This is a genomic window from Thermoanaerobaculia bacterium, from assembly GCA_035717485.1.
Taxonomy (GTDB): domain Bacteria; phylum Acidobacteriota; class Thermoanaerobaculia; order UBA5066; family DATFVB01; genus DATFVB01.
Genome location: DASTIQ010000282.1, coordinates 1 through 2,655 on the forward strand (window position 1 = coordinate 1; position 2,655 = coordinate 2,655).

The window sequence follows — 2,655 nt, forward strand, 5'->3', positions numbered from 1 at the left end:
GCGATCGCGACCGCTTCCCGCCAGGGCAGAGGCCCGTCCGCGAGGCGCCGGCGGAGGTTCTCTCCCTCGAGCAACTCCGTCACCGCGTACCAGATCTCTCCTTCGCGGCCGAAATCGTGGATGTCGAGGACGTTGGGATGAGCGAGCGAGGCGATGGCGCGCGCTTCGCGTTCGAACCGGGCGACGACCGCCGGGTTGCGGGCGAGCTCCTGCGGGGGGATCTTGATCGCGACCTCGCGCCTCAAGCGCGTATCGAGGGCCCGATACACCTCTCCCATTCCTCCCGCTCCGATCGGCGAGAGGATCTCGTAGGGGCCCAACCGCGTCCCCGCAGGCAGCGTCACCGAGCACCTGCCTCTCTCGCGAGAGGGAAGAAATGGATGAGCTCTACATCATGTACCCGGGCGGACCGCGCTACGGCAACGATTTCGTCAGCGATGCGTAGAGCGCGTTGCCTCCCTTCTCGGTCCGGCCGGCTCCGTTCGATCGAAGGACCCCGAAATTGCGCGACCAGGCGAGCTCCATGCTCATCCGCCAGGGCAGGCCGCTCGTCACCGCGGCCGTGACGGCGGGAAGGGGCTCCATGCGCGTCCGGAGACCTCCGTCCTCGTTCCGCCGGGCGCGGTCGACCCAGGCGAGCGTCCCGCGGGCCTGCAGGTAGAGGAAGAATGCCGCCTGGTATCGATATTCGAAATTCGCGACGGCGTATCGCGTCGGACGGAACTCGTCGGCCGCCGCGCCGGGGACGACGGGCCGCGAGAGCGACTCCCAGTCCCCCGCATTGGAGAATCCGTCGAGCCGCGGTGCGGAGAAGCGATCGAGGCCGCTCCCCGTGGCGGCATACGCGGAGACGATCGCCCGATGGCGCTCTCCCGCGGTAAACGGGAGCGGCGCGGCCGCCAGGATGTATCCGGAGATCGACGTCCAGCGCCGGCCGTCCGCGGCGCGGACTTCTCCCGAGGCTCCCCCGCCCCAGTCCTTCCATCCGCTGCGATCTCCCGCGCGCGCGTCGAGCCCTGCGGCCCACCCCACGTGCGGCAGCTCGAGGAGGTTCCGCACGAGGGTATCGGCACGGATCCGGAGGTGAGCCCGCGATTCGAAGGAATCGGCCGGCAGCACGAAATCGGAAGCGGTCTCACCCGTGCGCGCGAACCACAGGTATCCCGGCTCGAACGTGAGAGCGGCCTCGACGAAGTTGTCCTGCAGGCCGGGCGCGAGCCCTCGGCGCCACCCGATGCCGAGGCCACCGCGGACGGAGCGGAACTTGAGCGTGGCGGGAGTGTCCCGAACGCCCTCGATCGAATCGGAGAACGACCAGGGGAGGGTCGATGTCTCGAGCGTGCCGACCGCTTCCCACCGGCTGCTCGAAAAGCCGCGGTTGTATCGGATGGAGTTGGCGACGATCGCGATCTCCGCCCGCAGGAGCTCGCGCCGCTCCGGGTGATTGCGCCAGAGGAAGAGCTCGCCCGCCGGGACCTCGCGGTGATCGTCCGGGCCGCCGGGAACGGAGAGGAGCGCCCCGCCCACCCAGGAGAGCTCCTTTCGATCCCGGGCGGGCACGTCGATCGGAATGCCGAGGAACCTGCCCGAGCACGCCTCGCCGGCCCGGGGAGTCGCATCCTGAGCCGGAAGAGACGCCGGCCCGAGCCCGACCGTTCCCGCGAGAAGAAGGAGGAAAACGATCGGGCCGCGTGCCCTTCGACGCGGCGCGGGGACTCGCGTCATCGCCGTCTCTCTTCGCTCTCAGGGCATGAGACGCAGCGTCGCGAAGACGCCGGCGTGATCCGACGGCCAGAGGAGCGCCACGCCGTTGAAGACACGGTCGACGGCCGGGTCGGTCCCGAGACGGTCGACCTCGAGCGGCGCGAAGTCCGCCGCGCCGCGGTAGAGGACGAGGTCGATCCTTCCCTCGTCGTCGGCCGGGTCCGGGAAATCGAAGTTGGTCAGGAGCTCCGCGCTGCAGCAGGTGCTCACCGGCGGCTCGCCCGGATGCCGCACCCTCCACGCGTCGGTGAAGCCGCCGCCGATCAGGATGTCGTAGGCGGCGGGGTTGAACTTCGGAACGGGGTTGCCGTCGGAATTCGCATCCGCCACGAAGACGACGGGGAGAGCGGTGCTGGCCGGCCCGGCGACGATTTCTGCGGCCTGAGCCTCGCGGATGCCTTCGTCGTCCGCCTCGAGATGCGTCGTCACGAACCGGAATGTCCGGCCTCCGATCGTAGCGTCCACGGAAGCCCAGCCGCGCTGGACGACGAACGTGAAGTCCGGCGAGACCGGGTACTCGATGTTCGTCACGAAGTGCCCCGTCTGCGCGTTCGCGAGCGAGAGCGGCGAATGGCCGGTCGACTTCCTCGCGAGGATGACCTCACGATCCGTCAGGCGGATCCACGAGAGCTTGCCTTTGGCGGCATCGGCCGCCGAGAGGAATCCGGGCATCTGGATGTCGAATCCCCGCTCCTCGGCGACGACCTCGTAGTGCAGGCCGCGGGCCTTGAGCGCCTTCACGAGGAGATCCACGAAGTCGTACTCGACGTGATGCGCCGGAGCCGCGGCCGCGAAAGGCGCGCTCCTCCAGAGCTCCGCTTCCTGGAGGCCGATCAGGTCGGGCCTCACGGCGTCGACCTCGCGGGCGATTCCCGCCGCCCGCGCGGGAAA

At 69.5% G+C, this 2,655-nt stretch carries 3 protein-coding genes; all 3 read right to left on the minus strand.

Annotated features, from left to right (window positions below; all coding sequences use genetic code 11):
• Positions 1 to 344 (minus strand): protein kinase (locus VFS34_14620; protein ID HET9795685.1); only part of this gene is annotated, 344 nt, incomplete at its 3' end.
• A gap of 70 nt (positions 345 to 414) precedes the next feature.
• Entirely contained in the window at positions 415 to 1,725 is a 1,311-nt protein-coding gene (locus tag VFS34_14625) for a hypothetical protein (protein HET9795686.1), read from the minus strand.
• 18 nt (positions 1,726 to 1,743) lie between these two features.
• On the minus strand, positions 1,744 to 2,655 hold a 912-nt coding region (locus VFS34_14630), incomplete at its 5' end, for an endonuclease/exonuclease/phosphatase family protein (GenBank protein ID HET9795687.1).

Excerpts from the sequence above, each read along its gene's own strand:
- VFS34_14625 (HET9795686.1), bottom strand. The coding sequence starts at position 1,725 with ATGACGCGAGTCCCCGCGCCGCGTCGAAGGGCACGCGGCCCGATCGTT.